Consider the following 14326-nt stretch of genomic DNA (forward strand, 5'->3'; position numbering starts at 1 on the left):
GCTCGGCGCGAACGTCCCCCGGTTTCCGGCATGTTGCTGTGGCATGGATCACATGTGCGGGATTGAGTGGCGTACCCGGTGGGTTTCCGTACTGCCCTGGTGACAGCGGAGACGCTGATGCAAGGATGAGCCGCTATGACCGTTGGACGGTGTTCGCGTGCGTTGAGGGCCGCTGTGTTCGCGGCCGTCTGCGTGCTGTCCGCCGTGCAGGGACACGCGATGGCGTCCGGCTTCGAGGTGCCCTGGTGGGCGCTGGTCGCCGGGGCCGTGGCGACGGGCGGCGCGGCGTGGGCGCTGGCCGGCCGCGAACGGGGACTCCTCACCGTCGGCTCCGTCGCGGTCGCCGCCCAAGCGGGCCTCCACGCGCTGTTCTCGCTCGCCCAGGCGGTCGTACGGCCGGAGTCGGCTGATGGCGCGTCCCTCGCCCGGCGATGGGCGTCCTACCTGCTGTGCGCCCCATCGGGGGCGGGCACGGACTCCAACGGGCAGGCGACGGCCGCGCACTCCATGAGCCATGACATGTCTGCCATGTCCTCTGCGTCCTCTGCGTCCTCTGCGGATTCCTCGGGATCGATGATCTCGATGAGCGGCATGGACGGTATGGAGGGCATGGGCTCCATGGCCCACGCGGGTCATGTCATGGACGGCATGTCCCCGATGGGCATGCTCGCCGCCCACCTGGTCACCGCCCTGCTCTGCGGCCTGTGGCTCGCCCACGGCGAGCGCGCCGCGTTCCGTATCCTGCGGGTCCTCGGCGGCTGGCTCGTCGCCCCGCTGCGGCTGCTGCTCCGGCTGCCCGCGCCGCCGCACCGCCCACGTGTCCGCGCCCGCCGGAACCACTCGGTCCACGCGCTGCGGCAGCTCCTCCTCGTCCATGCCATCACTTCTCGGGGTCCACCCGTCGGGACCGCTGTCATCTGACGACAGCCGGTTCCCCGAGGCCCGTCCACCCTGCCTCGGGTATCGGCCGCGCGCCTGCGCGGCCGGACGTCAACAACCGCCGGAACCGCCGCGCCCGATGGGCCTGCCTGTTCCCGGATCCCGAGAAGGACACCAGGTGCTCACTACCACCCTGCCCGGCTCACACAGTTCGCACAGCTCACGCGCCTCACGCGACGAGTCGATAACCTCCTGGGCGCTGGCAGCCCGAGGCGGTGACCTCGACGCGGTCGAGAAGTTCGTCGGCGCCCTGCACCGAGACGTCATCCGCTACGTCACCCACCTCGGCGCCGACCCGCAGAACGCCGACGACCTGACCCAGGACATCTTCCTGCGGGCCCTCGGCAGCCTGCACCGCTTCGAAGGCCGTTCCTCGGCGCGCAGCTGGCTGTTGTCCATCGCGCGCCGCGCCGTGGTCGACAGCATCCGGTACGCCGCCGCCCGGCCCCGCCTCGCGCACACCGACGACTGGCAGTCGGCGGCCGAACGCGCACAGCCGCGCGGCCTCCCCGGCTTCGACGACGGCATCGCCCTCGCCGAACTCCTGGCCGCACTCCCCGACGAACGCCGGGAGGCGTTCGTCCTGACCCAGCTCCTCGGCCTTCCCTACGCGGAAGCGGCACTCGCCAGCGGCTGCCCAGTGGGCACCGTGCGCTCCCGGGTGGCCCGGGCGCGCAGCTCCCTCATCGAGTCGCTGTACGAGGCCGAAGGCCCCCGGCGGGAGACCGCCGCAGCTGCTTGACGCGCCGTACATCGCTGTCGTACGTCGCTGCCGCCCGACGCGTGTGCCGGGCGGCGGCGACGGGGCGGCGGCGACGCGACCGGGTTCGGCCCCTGGCCAACCCCCTGCCCATCGCTTGAATTCAGCCGCCACACCCATAGCCAAACTCATCGCCACACCCATCGCCACAAGGAGTTCGCAGTGCACCGTCCGACCATGGCACCCAACCTGCGCCGTCTCGGCGTCCTCACGACGGCCGTGTTCGCGGCCGCTCTCGTCACCGCGGGACCGGCCGCGGCCCACGCGGAGGTCGAGGCGGAGGGCGCCCGGGCCCTCGACCAGAACGTCGAGCTGACCTTCTCCGCGGAGTCGGAGTCCGCCTCGGCGGGCATCACCAAGCTGGACGTGACCCTGCCCGCGGGCATCACCCCCACCGACATCACCTACGGGGAGGGCCCGGACGGCTGGAAGTTCGCCCTCACCAGCCGGGGCTACACCGTCTCGGGACCGAAACTCCCCGTGGGGGAGGACGCCGAGTACGTCGTCACCGTACGACAGTTGCCCGACGTCAAGTCCCTGGCCTTCAAGACCCTCCAGTCCTACGACGACGGCCAGATCGACCGCTGGATCGAACTGGACGACACCGGCGGCGACGACCACGGCGACGGCCATCCCGCACCCAGCCTCGCCTTGAAGGCCGCCGCCCCCGGCGCGAAGCTCGTGAGCCCCACCCCCAGCCCCACGGACGAGCCGACGACGGCCGCACCCTCCCCTGAGCCGACCACCCCGACATCCACACCCACACCGTCCGTGGAACCGGCAGCCGACAGCACGGAGGACGACGGCCTGCCCCTCGCCGTCCCCCTCGGCATCGGCGCGGCCGTCCTCGCCCTCGGCGGCGGTGCGTGGTGGTTCAGGAGCCGACGCGGCGGGTCCGTCTGATACCCGCTCTCACGGTTCAACGCCGTTCCCCAGGTTCATGTCCCCCTGGACGTGCCCTCGCGTGTGCCGCGGTCCCTCGCCAGGAACCGGTTCAACGGCGGCTCTTCTGCCAGCACGGCACCGATGGTCACCCCGAAGGTGACCGCGGCGCACACGATGATCAGCCAGGACAGCATGGTGAGGACCAGGCCGAGGGAGCCGTATGCATGCAAGGTGCGGTTGAGCGCGTTGGGCATGTAGAGCCGGGCGATGAGCCCGAGCGCGCTGGTGGCGGCCGCGGCGAGGAGTGCACCGGGCAACAGCGGCAGCCAGGAGACGCGGCCGGCCAGTAGCAGGTGCTGGGTCCACAGCCATACACCTGTGCCCACGACGAAAAAGAGGATGGTGCCCAGCCAGAGGCCCACACCGAAGCCGTTCCGGATCGGCCCCTGGAGGATGACGACCAGTACCAGCACGAGAAGCCATACCATCCAGCGCCAGGCCGCGATCCGGGTTCCTGCTCTGGGCAGCCGCCAGGCACGCTCGCAGACCCGGGCCATGGCGCGGCTGAAGCTGGTGGCGGACACCAGCGCCAACGCCAGGCCGATGACGCCGCTGCTATTGCTCAGGGCGGTGTCGGTCGAACTTCCCAGCACCTTCTGCAACTCCTGGTCGGCCTCCCCCGTCAGGCCGAACATGGCCCGCAGGGACTCCCGGAGCTGGTCGCGGACGCCGCCCGGGGCGAAGGCGGCGATCGCGAACAGCAGCGGTACGGCGGCCAGGAACGCCTGAGCCGCGAGCCTGGTGGCAGCGTCCAGGAGGTTGGCGGAGAGCAGTCGGCCGGTCAGTTCGGTCACGACGGGGAAGCGCTGTTCGGCGCGGTCACGCAGACGCTTCAGCCGCGCCGTCCACGCCATCCCGCCTCCCGGTCGTGCGTCGTGCCGTCGAAGGCCAGTGAACGCACAGTCCCGTGTGAGCGGCGAGGAGTGCTGGTCCGATCGGGGTGCGTCAGTCGGCGACGGTGCTCGGAGCGGGCGGTCCGCCGAGTCCTTGCCGGTCCGGCTCCGACGCCACGCGGCTCAGTAGCGGATCGGACAAGGCGGTGGCCGACAGGCGCTGAAGTGCCTCTCGGCGCTCGACTAGGGGTTCCCTGCGGTCCTCCGGTGCGGCAACCAGCAGGTGATCGAGAAGAGCACGCAGCCGGCGCACGATCTGCGGGTTCGGGGAGCCGTAGAGGAGTGTCTCGTCGAGTGCGAGGGAGACGAAGTCGGCCCAGTGCGGCGCGGGACAGGAGATACGCGGGCGGCCCGACCCGTCGAGCAGCCACGTGGGGCCGAGGGGGCGGCCCGCGAGCCGTAGGAGTCCGTCCTCGATCTGGTCCAGTGCCTGGACCGCCGTGGTGGGGTCGTTGACCGCGGGGGACAGCGCCCGGACCGCGATGTCGGCCAGCAGCCGGAATCCGTAGGCCGGGTCCTGCTCCACGGTGCGGCTGGGGCCGTAGCGCACGCAGGCGGCGACGCGGCGGGCGAGGCGGGGGTCGGCAGGGCCGGCGGTGCGCGCTTCGAGGTGCCCCACCACGGTGCCCGACCCGACGAATTCACCTACCGAGCACACGAGATGGATATGGACGTCGTGACGGGCGGCGAGACGTGTGAGGCGGGGTTCGTCGAGGGAGAAGATGACGGCCGGCCCGCCACGATGGACGAGCGGCACCTCGTGCTCGTGACGGTGTCGACAGGACGTCGTGAATGCCGTCGCTGCCGGAGGATGCATCTCCTCGATGACGGTGCGCAGTCGGTCTCCGACAGCGCGGGCGAGGCCGCCGCCCGTCACCGCGCCCCGCAGCGAGGCGAGCAGATACAGCACCGCGACGGCGTCCACCAGGACGAGACCGATGGCGACGGTCACGCTCAGCTTGGGGACGCTGTCGCCGCGCACGTGGCTCAGTGCCACCAGCGCGTACAGGGCGGTGCCGATCAGCAGGCCGAAGAGGACGAGGTACCGGCTGAAGTGACCGAGGGCCGCGACCAGCCGGGGCGACATGGCCTGCACGGTCTGGATGACGAGGGTGATGGCCGTGACGACGAAGCCGGCGAGGGTGATCATGCCGCCGGCGATGGCGGCCAGGGTCGCCTGGGCCGTGGACGCGTCGAAGTTCAGTCCGGCGGCGGGCAGGTGCTCTTCCAGAGCCGGGAGCGCCCAGCCCAGGAGCGCTCCCGCGGCCACCAGAAAGAGGGCAGTGCCGTGGCTGCGGGTGCGCCGGGCACGCTGGCTGCCGCTGCTGCGGTGCGGCAGCCGGGCGCGTACGGGCTGTGTCACGGGCGACCGGAGACACAGCCACCCGGGACGGGCGGATGCGCGGAGGAGTCCTGCGTGCTCATCGGCCTCCTCGGTCGCCGGTTCACCGGACGGGGGACCCGGACGGGGGCCCCGGACAGGGGACTTCGAGTGTCGGACGCGACGGGCGGGTGGGCCAGTTGTCGTGGGCCGCCGGTGTGACGTGTACGGACGGCCCTCCGCGGTGGCCGGGCGGCGGCGCCCTGCACGACGACCCGCGGTCCCGCGAGCAGCTCGATCGGAGTTCCCCCGTACGGCGTACATCCGGTCGTGGGAGCCATGGGCCCGAGTGAAAGTGGCACTGGCCGAGTCCGTCGTGCCGCCGGATTCCGGCGTCGCCCGCGAGGGAGATCGAGATGTCCCAGAACACCGAAGCCAAGCCCGCCCAGCCGGGGATCGCGGAGGCCAACCAGGCCGTGCGGCAACGGTTCCCCTTCGACGACGACCAGGACCTTCAGGACGCGCGGCGCGGCTTCATGGGCACGGCGCAGGACAGCGTCGTACGCGACGGCGAGGGGCGTGCGGTGTGGGACCTCGACGCCTACGGGTTCCTCGACCAGGACTGCCCGGACACGGCCAACCCGAGCCTGTGGCGGCAGAGCCGCCTGTGCTCGGACCACGGCCTGTTCGAGGTGACCGAGGGCATCTACCAGGTCCGTGGCTTCGACCTCTCGAACATGACGATCGTCGAGGGCGAGCGCGGCATCCTCGTCATCGACCCGCTGCTGTGCGCGGAGACCGCCGCCGCGGGCCTGGCCCTTTACCGGGGCCACCGGGGCGACCGGCCGGTGACCGGTCTGCTGTACACCCACAGCCACGCCGACCACTTCGGCGGTGTCCGCGGCGTCCTGACCGACGAGGACGTCGCAGGCGGCGTACCGGTGTTCGCCCCGCAGGGCTTCCTGGAGCATGCCGTCAGCGAGAACGTGTACGCCGGTACGGCGATGGGCCGGCGCGCCGCCTACATGTACGGCGCCGCCCTGCCGAAGGGAGGGCGCGGGCAGATCGGGGCGGGCCTCGGGCAGACGGTCTCGACCGGCGCGGTCACCCTCATCCCCCCGACGGTGGACATCACCCGCACCGGGCAGACGGAGACCGTCGACGGGATCCGGATGGTCTTCCAGCTGACCCCCGGCACCGAGGCGCCGGCGGAGCTGAACATCCACTTCCCCGATCGCCGGGCGCTGTGCATGGCCGAGAACGCCACCCACAACCTGCACAATCTGCTGACCCTGCGCGGCGCCCAGGTCCGCGACCCGCGCGTGTGGGCCCGCTATCTCACCGAGGCCGTCGACCTCTTCACCGGCTCCTCGGACGTCGCCTTCGCCTCCCACCACTGGCCGGTCTGGGGCCGTGAGCGGATCGTCGGCTTCCTGTCCGAGCAGCGCGACCTGTACGCCTACCTCCACGACCAGACCCTGCGGATGCTCAACCAGGGCCTCACCGGTTCTGAGATCGCCGAGCGGATGGAGATGCCTCCGGCCCTGGAGCGGGCCTGGCACACCCACGGCTACTACGGTTCCGTCAGCCACAACACCAAGGCGATCTACCAGCGTTACCTGGGCTGGTTCGACGGCAACCCGGCCCACCTGTGGGAGCACCCGCCGGTCGAATCCGCCCAGCGGTACGTCGAGTTCATGGGCGGCGCCGACGAGATCCTGCGGCGCGCCCGGCAGTCGTACACCGACGGCGACTTCCGCTGGGTGGCCCAGGTCGTCAACCACGTCGTGTTCGCCGACCCGGACAACGCAGAGGCCCGCGCTCTCCAGGCCGACGCCCTGGAGCAGCTCGGATACGGCAGCGAGAACGGCACCTGGCGCAACTTCTATCTCATGGGCGCCCTGGAACTGCGCGAGGGCTCGGTCGGTACCCCCACCAACACCGTCTCGCCCGATCTGCTCGCGGCGCTGACCCTGGACCAGCTCTTCGACGCCCTGGCGATCCGGGTCGAGGGCCCGCGCAGCTGGGACGCGGACATCACGGTGCGCTGGAATCTGGACGACAGCGATCCGGTGGTCACGATGCGGCTGCGCAACGGCGTCCTCACCCATGTCACCGGCACCGGGCCCGCCGCGGCCGACCCGGACGTCGAGATCAGCCTCGCCGAGGCGGACCTGCGTGCGGTCCTGCTCGGCGCCGTCGCCCCGGCCGACCTGACAGCCCGCGACGACATCAAGGTCAGCGGCGACACCGCCAAGATCAACGAACTGCTCGGCCACCTCGGCGCACCGGACCCGGACTTCGCCATCGTCACTCCCTGACGCGGCGGCTCCACTCCCGGCTCTGCACGAGCGCCCGCTCCAGCGGTGCGAACAGCTCGGCCTCCGCCGCGATCACGCCACCGGGGCCGAGCTGATCGGTGATACCGGTGGCGTCGAGGACGCGGGCGAGTTCCGGCTCCACGCCGACGAGGACGAGCCGGGCGCCGTACCGCTGGAGTTCCTGGATGCGGCGGCTCAGCAGCTTGACCATCGTGGAGGACGGCACGTCGGGCAGGCCGCGCATGACGAGGATCAGTACCGAGCCGTCCGCGCCGTCGCTGCCGACTCGGGGCAACGACGCCTCGATACGCGGTAGTTCGGCGAAGAGGCTGACCCCGTCGTAGTACAGGACGGTGACCTCGCCCGGTGTCAGACGCTCGGGTGCCAGGGCCACGTTCCAGCGGCCCTCGGCATCGGGCACCAGCGCCACGAGGCGGGCTCGGCGCGCGGCCTGGACGCAGTACAACAGCAGGGACAGGACCGCGCCGAGCACGATGGCCTGTTGGAGGGGGAGTTGGGTCGTGGCCAGGAAGGTCGCCACCATCGCCGCGGAGGAGAGCCGTGACGTGCGCAGTACCAGTCGTACGTCGTGACGCTTGCCCCAGATGAGTTCCCCGCCGACGACCAGGATCAGCCCGCCGATCACCGGCATCGGAATGCGCTCGGCGAGCGGTGCGCACACCAGCACCACCACGGCGAGCAGCACCCCGGACAGCACTCCCGCCCAGCGCGTACGGGCACCGGCGGAGACGGAGACGCCGGTACGGGACAGCGAACCGCCCGCCGGCAGGGCCTGGAAGAAGCCGCCGGCCAGGTTGGCCAGTCCCTGGGCGGCGAAGTCACCGTTGACGGAGGAGCGGGAGCCGTCCGGATTCGGCACCGACGGTGCGATGCTCGCGGCCTGCGCCAGCGCGACCAGCGCGACGGCGCACGCCCCGCCCGCCAGGTGCGGTACGGCGGACAGGTCAGGTGTCGAGAACCCGGGGAGGGCGGCGGGGATGTGCGCGATGTCGCGGACGAGTTCCACGTCCGTGCCGAGCACGGCGACGCCGGCCGTGGCGAGGACCATGGCGATCAGCAGCGCGACCGGCTCCAGCCGGTGGACCAGGCGGGCGAGGGCCCACAGGAGGATGGTGGCCAGCGCGACGAGGGTGGCGTCGAGTTGCCAGTCGGCCAGGTGCGCGAGCCAGTCGCCCACCTGGTAGAGACGGTTCTCGCCCTGCGGGTCGTAGCCGGTGGCGTCTTTGAGGACGCCGGTGACGATCTGCAGGGCGATGCCGACGGAGAAGCCGGTCATCACGGCGTTGGACACGAAGCTCAGCACCACACCGAGCCGCAGCACGCTCATCAGCACCATGACCGCCCCCGCCATGAGCGTGAGGGTGGCGACACTGCCGGCGTCCGTGGGATCGAGCCCGGCGTCCTTGAGCACGCTCTGCGAGGTGAGGGCGATGGCACTGGTCAGCGTGGTGACCATGAGCACGGTACGGGCGGTGAGCGAGCCGACGATCGCCGGGACGATGCCCGCGTACAGGCCGGCGACCGGGTTGAAGCCGGCGATCGACGCGTACGCCATGCCCTCCGGAATGGAGAACAGCCCCGTCACCAGGCCGGAACCCACATCGGACGGGCGGGGCCTGCCCAGCCGCGACAGCAACCGCCCGCGGGGCATGTGCAGGCCCATCAGCCCGTGAGCCCGCTCACCGCGTCGCCGACGTACTTGGCGCCGAGGACGATCAGCAGCGTCGCCATGACGGCGGCGTTGTGCTCTGTCATCCAGTCCTTCCACCCGCCGAGCACCTGGGCCGAGCGGTCTCCGCCCAAGAGGTAGACGGCGAGGGGCGCCAGGGTGCAGAGGGAGGCGATGAGCACCATCAGGACGACGGCGACCGTCCTGCCGGCCGCCGTCGCGTCGGAGCCCGCGATGGACACGGCACCGCTGACGGCCAGGACCAGGTTCTTCGGGTTGGCGACGGCCAGCGCCACCGCGAGGCCGGCCGCCTTGGCGGGGGTGAAGGCGTCGATCGTCCTCATCCAGCCGGGCGTCCCGCCACCGTGCCCATCCCTGGGCCTGCCCCGCCACTGCCTGGCGCCGAGCAGCAGGAACAGCACGCCGAACGCCAGCTTCAGCCAGTACGTCCAGGACGCCGGGCCGTCATCGTGTCCTGCGGCGTCCGCACCCGCACTCAGCAGGACGACCGCGGTCACCAGGAGGGACAGCGACACGATCCAGCCCACAGTGAAGACGACGCCGTTGGTCCGCCCGCGCGGCGTGGCCAGCATGAGCACCATGGCGATCAGAGGAACGGGACTGATGGCGATGCCGACTGCCGGTGCCAGCATCTGCCCGATGGCGTCCCCCATGGGCGACCTCCGGAGACCTTGTGCGGCACAGCATGGGTACGAGGTCCGGCTCCTGGACGAGGTCCTAGGCGAGGATCTTGTTCATGGCCTTCTGGTGATCATCACCCTGGCCGAAGTCACTCGCCACTTGAGTGGGAACCCCCAAGGTGGAGCCGCGGGAACCTTCCTCGCGCCCGTGGTGCCCGGCGTCGTCTCGCCGAGACCTGCGCAGCTCAGGAGGAAGCCTTGGATCTACTACCGGCAGAACCCCGGCTCACGGCCAGACAAGGCAGTAAGGCTGATGCCCCGCCTCATGCAGGCGGTGGCTGAAGTCCTGCCACTCGTGCAGCAGTTGATACACGTTGAACGCGTCCCGGGGCCCACCCCGGTCCGGCACCGTCGACCAGATGAACGCGGCCGCACCCACCGCTTCCTCTCCGATCCCCCGAAGCGGATCGACGACGGTCATGGGGAGCTTGACCACGGCGTAGTCGGGGTGGAGGACGACGAGCTCGAGCGGGGGCACCTTGTTGAGGGGGACGCCTTCTATGCCGGTGAGGACCATGGCGGCCATGGTTTCCGGCTTGATCTTGGTGAACATGCCGTTCATGCCGAGTTCGTCGCCGCCGAGTTCTTCGGGGCGCATCGAGATCGGGACGCGGGCTGCCGTCGCGCCGTCGGGCGCGCCGAAGTATTTGTACGTCACCCCCACCCGGCCACCATTCCCGCTCCCTGCCCCCAGCCGCTCGACCCTGCGGTCGGCACGCTCGGGCTCATGGCCGGCTCTGGCCTCGGCCGCTTCCTCCGCCTCGCGTCGGTGCTTTCCCCCGCGGGCACGCCGAGGACCGAGGTCATCGGTCCCCTCGCCCAGTCCGCCACCGCGATGCATATCTCCACCCGACTGCTTTTCTAAGGCGCGCGACCCCCGTCACGCAACCCGATCATCGTGACAGTGACCTCCCCCACGGCCGCACGCCGAAACGTGCGCTGAAACACCTGTCCGCAGGATCTTCGCGGCCTCTGAACACCATCGTTCATGTGAGCTGTCCGTACCAGGCCCCAGTTTCGCAGATGGCCGGCGGCCGCAGCCCGTTTGTCGTACCGAGAACGGGCCCGCCGGACGTGCGATGGCTGGGATCTTCCGTACGTGAAGCCGGGCGCCCGCGTTCAAGGGGGTCCGGTCCGGTACCCGCGCCGCCGCGCTCTCTCGCCCGCGATGGCCCGAAGCCGCTGGCCTACCCTGAGTAGGTCACTAGCCCCCCGGAGTCGGAGACGTCGCAGGTCATGACCGAACTGCCTTATCCCTATGAAGCCCCAGTCTCGCAGTCGCTATTCGACCGTGCGTCTCTCGTCACACCAGGTGGCGTGAACTCTCCCGTGCGCGCGTTCCGCGCCGTGGGCGGTACGCCCCGGTTCATGGTGTCCGGTAACGGTCCCTACCTGACCGATGCCGACGGGAGGGAGTACGTCGACCTCGTTTGTTCCTGGGGGCCGATGATTCTCGGGCATTCTCAGCCCGACGTCATCGCCGCGATCCAGGACGCCGTATCCCGCGGTACGTCCTTCGGTACGCCCGGTGAGGGCGAGGTCGCCCTCGCCGAGGAGATCGTCGCCCGTGTCGAGCCCGTCGAGCAGGTCCGCCTGGTCTCCAGCGGGACCGAGGCGACCATGTCCGCCATCCGGCTCGCCCGGGGATTCACCCGGCGCGCGAAGGTGATCAAGTTCGCCGGGTGCTACCACGGTCACGTCGATTCGCTGCTCGCGGCGGCGGGGAGCGGGGTGGCGACGTTCGCGCTGCCCGACACCCCCGGCGTCACCGGGGCCCAGGCCGGCGACACCATCGTCCTGCCCTACAACGACCTCGAAGCCGTGAACGCCGCCTTCCACGCGCACCCCGGCGAGATCGCCTGCGTGATCACCGAGGCCTCGCCCGGGAACATGGGCGTCGTTCCGCCGCGGCCCGGGTTCAACCAGGGACTGAAGGACGCCTGCGCCAAGAACGGCGCCCTGTTCATCTCCGACGAGGTCATGACGGGGTTCCGGACCAGCAAGGCCGGCTGGTACGGCATCGACGGGGTCAAGCCCGACCTCATGACCTTCGGCAAGGTCATGGGCGGCGGCTTCCCGGCCGCCGCTTTCGGTGGACGGGCCGACATCATGGGGCACCTGGCGCCTGCCGGGCCGGTGTACCAGGCGGGCACCCTGTCCGGGAACCCCGTCGCCACCGCCGCCGGGCTCGCGCAGTTGCGACTGCTCGACGACGCGGCGTACGAGAAGGTCGACGCGGTCTCCGAGCAGATCCGGGCGCTCGTCACGGACGCGCTCAGCAAGGAAGGCGTGGCCCACCGGCTGCAGAACGCCTCCAACATGTTCTCCGTCTTCTTCACCGGGCGTGAGGTGCGCGACTACGAGGGCGCGAAGGCGCAGGAGTCCTTCCGGTTCACCGCGTTCTTCCAGTCGATGCTGGCGCAGGGTGTGTATCTGCCGCCGTCGTCGTTCGAGTCCTGGTTCGTCTCCACCGCCCACGACGAACGGGCGATTCAGCGGATCGCCGACGCCCTTCCGGCGGCGGCACGGGCAGCAGCGGAGGCCACGGCATGAGCGAGCGCAACGACGACAGCGCCATCACCGTCGTACATGTGATGCGGCACGGTGAGGTCGCCAACCCGGACGGCGTGCTGTATGGACGGCTGCCCGACTACCACCTCTCCGAGCTCGGGCGGCAGATGGCCGACCGGGTCGCCGAGCACCTCTCCTCGCGGGACGTCACGCATGTCGTGGCCTCGCCGCTGGAGCGGGCGCAGGAGACCGCGACGCCCATCGCCAAGGCGCACGGGCTCGACCTGGCGACCGACGGGCGGCTCATCGAGGCGGGCAACGTCTTCCAGGGCAAGACCTTCGGTGTGGGGGACGGCGCGCTGCGGCGGCCCGAGAACTGGAAGCACCTGGTCAACCCCTTCAAGCCGTCCTGGGGCGAGCCGTACGTGGACCAGGTCGTACGGATGATGGGGGCGCTGGACGCCGCCAAGGACGCGGCCCGCGGGCATGAGGCGGTGTGTGTCTCGCACCAGTTGCCCATCTGGATCGTGCGCTCCTACGTGGAGCGGCGCCGGCTGTGGCACGACCCGCGCAAGCGCCAGTGCACGCTGGCGTCCCTGACGACCTTCACCTACCGCGGCGACAAGATCGTCTCCGTGGGCTACACCGAGCCCGCCCGCGACCTGGTCCCCGCCCATCTCCTCGCGGGCGCCAAGCCGGTGAAGGGGAAGGACAAGGCGTTCGGCGCGTAAGTGTCCGTAACGGGCGTAGTGCGTACGTCTCTCCGTAAGGCGTACGCGTCGTCACGTAGCGTATGGATTCCTGCCATCCGAGCGTATCTTCGTAAAAACAGCTAAATATGCGCGAGTTTGGCGGAACCCCCGTCTTTCTCGCGCCCTCTCATGGGATGCCGGCCGGCAGTCGGCCGAGAGGGCGCGAGGAAACGGGGATGGAATGCGGGACATCAGTCGCAGGGGAATGATCGGCCTCGGGGCGGGTGCCGCGGCCGCGCTGGGACTCACGGCGTGCGGTACCGCACTGCAAGAGGGCACGGGGCAGGGCGGCGGTTCCCGGAGTGGGCAGCCGGGTGCACCGAAGCACCCGGTCAAGCCACTCGGGGACGGCTCCACCGCCTTCACCGGCAAGCAGCCCGGCCGGCCCGGGGAGCCGGTGCCACTCGAACCCGGCGAGACTCCGCCGCAGTTCGTGATCTTCTCCTGGGACGGTGCCGGAGAGGTCGGGACCGGTCTCTTCTCCCGCTTTCTCGAACTCGCCGCAGACCATGACGCCCACATGACCTTCTTTCTCTCCGGGCTGTATCTGCTGCCCGAGTCGAAAAAGCGCATGTACTCGCCGCCCAACAATCCCAAGGGCGCCTCGGACATCGGTTATCTGACCGACGACCACATCAGGACGACGCTGAAACTCGTCCGCCGGGCCTGGCTCGAGGGCCACGAGATCGGCACCCACTTCAACGGCCACTTCTGCGCCGGCACCGGCACCGTCGCCAACTGGACGCCCGCGCAATGGCGCAGCGAGATCGACCAGGCGAAGTCCTTCGTCAAGGAGTGGCGGACCAACAGCGGCTGGACCGACCTGCCCGCGCTGCCCTTCGACTACGACAAGGAGCTCATCGGCGGCCGCACCCCGTGTCTGCTCGGCCAGAGCAACCTGCTGCCCACCGCTCGCGAGCTCGGCTGGCGCTACGACGCCTCCTCGCCCGGCGGCGTCCAGCGCTGGCCGCGGAAGAACCAGGGGCTGTGGGACCTGCCGCTCCAGGCGATGCCCTTCCCGGGGCACAGCTTCGAGGTGCTCTCGATGGACTACAACATCCTCGCCAACCAGTCGGTCAACTCGACCAGGGCCCCCGCGTACAACTACCCGGCCTGGCGCACCCAGGCGACGCAGTCCTACATCGCGGGCTTCAAGCGGGCATACGAGACAAACCGCGCGCCCTTCTTCATCGGCAACCACTTCGAGGACTGGAACGGCGGCATCTACATGGACGCCGTCGAGAACGCCTTCAAGCACATCGCGCGGGAGAAGGAGAAGGGCGAGGACGTACGCCTCGTCTCCTTCCGGGAGTTCGTGGACTGGCTGGACGTGCAGAAGCCCGAGGTGCTGGACAAGTTGCGGTCGCTGGACGTGGGGCAGGAGCCGGCCGGTGGCTGGAAGGCCTTCCTCGGCGATGTCGGCACACAGTCCTCCAAGGGGTCCGAAAAGGCCGCCTGAAATGCGGGTTTCCGCCCGCAAGGGGGGTGCGCAA

Annotated in this window: 13 protein-coding genes; 8 read left to right on the forward strand and 5 right to left on the reverse strand. The window is 70.4% G+C overall.

Annotated features, from left to right (window positions below; genetic code table 11):
• Window positions 1-135 precede the first annotated feature (135 nt).
• The 3 genes from OG219_RS27685 (at window position 136) to OG219_RS27695 (ending at window position 2602) form a co-directional block, all read left to right on the forward strand.
• On the forward strand, window positions 136-921 hold the full coding sequence (locus OG219_RS27685) for a hypothetical protein (protein WP_266830876.1): 786 nt from the start codon (window positions 136-138) through the stop codon (window positions 919-921).
• Between the two features lie 136 nt (window positions 922-1057).
• Complete coding sequence (locus OG219_RS27690) at window positions 1058-1681, forward strand: sigma-70 family RNA polymerase sigma factor (RefSeq protein WP_266830878.1); 624 nt, start codon at window positions 1058-1060, stop codon at window positions 1679-1681.
• A 195-nt stretch (window positions 1682-1876) separates the two neighbouring features.
• Complete coding sequence (locus tag OG219_RS27695) at window positions 1877-2602, forward strand: DUF1775 domain-containing protein (protein ID WP_266830880.1); 726 nt, start codon at window positions 1877-1879, stop codon at window positions 2600-2602.
• Between the two features lie 35 nt (window positions 2603-2637).
• Here the strand turns inward: OG219_RS27695 and OG219_RS27700 are convergent, their stop codons facing one another.
• Both OG219_RS27700 and OG219_RS27705 read right to left on the reverse strand, forming a co-directional pair.
• On the reverse strand, window positions 2638-3498 hold the full coding sequence (locus OG219_RS27700) for a YhjD/YihY/BrkB family envelope integrity protein (protein ID WP_266830882.1): 861 nt from the start codon (window positions 3496-3498) through the stop codon (window positions 2638-2640).
• Between the two features lie 91 nt (window positions 3499-3589).
• Window positions 3590-4900 (reverse strand): DUF2254 domain-containing protein, encoded by a 1311-nt coding sequence (locus OG219_RS27705; protein ID WP_266830884.1) that lies wholly within the window; start codon window positions 4898-4900, stop codon window positions 3590-3592.
• Window positions 4901-5274: 374 nt separating this feature from the next.
• Between OG219_RS27705 and OG219_RS27710 the strand changes: the two genes are divergently transcribed.
• On the forward strand, window positions 5275-7179 hold the full coding sequence (locus tag OG219_RS27710; protein ID WP_266830886.1) for an alkyl/aryl-sulfatase: 1905 nt from the start codon (window positions 5275-5277) through the stop codon (window positions 7177-7179).
• On the opposite strand, the gene OG219_RS27715 is transcribed toward OG219_RS27710, so the two are convergent.
• The 3 genes from OG219_RS27715 to OG219_RS27725 all read right to left on the reverse strand — a co-directional run bounded on the left by OG219_RS27715 (window position 7169) and on the right by OG219_RS27725 (window position 10234).
• Window positions 7169-8851, reverse strand: coding sequence for a SulP family inorganic anion transporter (locus OG219_RS27715; RefSeq protein ID WP_266830888.1), 1683 nt, complete (start codon window positions 8849-8851; stop codon window positions 7169-7171). The genes OG219_RS27710 and OG219_RS27715 overlap by 11 nt on opposite strands.
• Before the next feature lie 11 nt (window positions 8852-8862).
• The gene (locus OG219_RS27720) at window positions 8863-9543 is read right to left on the reverse strand and encodes a GAP family protein (RefSeq protein WP_266830890.1); all 681 of its coding nucleotides are present in this window, start codon (window positions 9541-9543) and stop codon (window positions 8863-8865) included.
• A gap of 253 nt (window positions 9544-9796) precedes the next feature.
• Complete coding sequence (locus OG219_RS27725; RefSeq protein WP_019061278.1) at window positions 9797-10234, reverse strand: hypothetical protein; 438 nt, start codon at window positions 10232-10234, stop codon at window positions 9797-9799.
• Between the two features lie 63 nt (window positions 10235-10297).
• Between OG219_RS27725 and OG219_RS27730 the strand changes: the two genes are divergently transcribed.
• The 4 genes from OG219_RS27730 (at window position 10298) to OG219_RS27745 (ending at window position 14292) form a co-directional block, all read left to right on the forward strand.
• On the forward strand, window positions 10298-10435 hold the full coding sequence (locus tag OG219_RS27730; protein ID WP_266830892.1) for a hypothetical protein: 138 nt from the start codon (window positions 10298-10300) through the stop codon (window positions 10433-10435).
• A 371-nt stretch (window positions 10436-10806) separates the two neighbouring features.
• The gene (gene hemL, locus OG219_RS27735) at window positions 10807-12123 is read left to right on the forward strand and encodes a glutamate-1-semialdehyde 2,1-aminomutase (RefSeq protein ID WP_266830894.1); all 1317 of its coding nucleotides are present in this window, start codon (window positions 10807-10809) and stop codon (window positions 12121-12123) included.
• Window positions 12120-12812 (forward strand): histidine phosphatase family protein, encoded by a 693-nt coding sequence (locus OG219_RS27740; protein ID WP_266830896.1) that lies wholly within the window; start codon window positions 12120-12122, stop codon window positions 12810-12812. The genes hemL and OG219_RS27740 overlap by 4 nt, the downstream gene beginning before the upstream one ends.
• Window positions 12813-13014: 202 nt before the next feature.
• Window positions 13015-14292: a hypothetical protein gene (locus OG219_RS27745; protein ID WP_266830898.1), complete on the forward strand. Its 1278-nt coding sequence runs from the start codon at window positions 13015-13017 to the stop codon at window positions 14290-14292.
• Window positions 14293-14326 lie beyond the last annotated feature (34 nt).

The organism is Streptomyces sp. NBC_00038 (genome assembly GCF_026343635.1).
GTDB lineage: Bacteria > Actinomycetota > Actinomycetes > Streptomycetales > Streptomycetaceae > Streptomyces.